This is a genomic window from Streptomyces sp. MB09-01 (genome assembly GCF_033794505.1).
GTDB lineage: Bacteria > Actinomycetota > Actinomycetes > Streptomycetales > Streptomycetaceae > Streptomyces.
Genome location: NZ_JARAYQ010000567.1, coordinates 1 through 1,145 on the forward strand (window position 1 = coordinate 1; position 1,145 = coordinate 1,145).

At 72.8% G+C, this 1,145-nt stretch carries 1 protein-coding gene; it reads right to left on the reverse strand.

What is annotated here, in order from left to right:
* The coding region (locus PV721_RS43485) for a glycosyltransferase family 2 protein (protein ID WP_319734418.1) at window positions 1-1,111 on the reverse strand (1,111 nt) is incomplete at its 3' end.
* Window positions 1,112-1,145 lie beyond the last annotated feature (34 nt).

Consider the following 1,145-nt stretch of genomic DNA (forward strand, 5'->3'; position numbering starts at 1 on the left):
CTGCGGGCCAACGCGGAACAGCTCGCCGGCTACTTCGGCGGCGGGCCTTGCGGGCGGCGAGGAGCCGGCCGGGGCGCAGCAGGGTGGCGAGGAGGCCGGTGATCTCGTCGACGGCCTGTCCGGGGGCCTTTCCGATGAGGTAGGCGAGGGTGCGCAGGACGGTGCCGAGGAGGACGCGCAGGAGCACGTAGGGCAGGGCGCGGCCGGAGCTGTTGGCGAGGATGGTGTAGACGGCGCCGGCCTTGTCGACGCGGTGCGGGCCGGCCGTGGTGCGGCCGGCGCAGTCGACGGTGCGGCGTTCGCGGGCGGAGGCCTCGGCGTGGCGCAGGACCGCGTCGGGGGCGACGAGGACGGTGTGGCCGGCGCTCTGGGCGCGCCAGCACAGGTCGACGTCGTCGCGCATCAGGGGCAGGCGCCGGTCGAAGCCGCCGAGGTCGTCGTAGACGTCGCGGCGGACCAGCATGCCGGCGGTGGAGACGGACAGGACGGGGCGGACCTGGTCGTGCTGGCCCTGGTCCTGTTCGCGTCTGTCGAGTCCGGTCCAGCGGCGCCCGCTGCGGGCGATGGTGACGCCGGCTTCGAGGAGCTGCTTCTTGTCGTACCAGCCGCGCAGTTTGGGGCCGATGACGGCGGCGTCGGGATTTTCCTCGGCGACGCGGAGCAGTTCGGTGAGGGCGTCGGGTTCGGGGGCGCTGTCGTCGTGCAGGAGCCAGAGCCACTGGACGGGTTCGCCGTGGGGGAGGTCGGGGAGGTCGTACGTGTCGTCGCGCCAGGTGCGGCTGACGGGGTCCCAACCGCTGGGGCGCTTGAGGTACGGGAGGTCCTCGGGGGTGAGGGTGCCCGCGCTCCGGGCGGATTCGTCCACGGCCGTACCGAATCCGGTGCGGCGGGCGAGGTGCAGGACCCGGTCGTCGCCGAGGGCCTCCGTGAGCAGCCGCGCGGATTCGTCGGCGCTGCCGGTGTCGGCGGCGATGTGGTTCTGCGCGGGGCGTTCCTGGCCGAGGAGGCCGGCGAGTGTCCGGGGCAGCCAGCGGGCGCCGTCATGGGCGACGAGGACCGCGGTGACGACGTGCCGGGGGAACTCGGGTGTGGCGCTGTCTCTTATAAACATCTGACCCTCCCGAAGACTAAAAAGGGTTTAATTC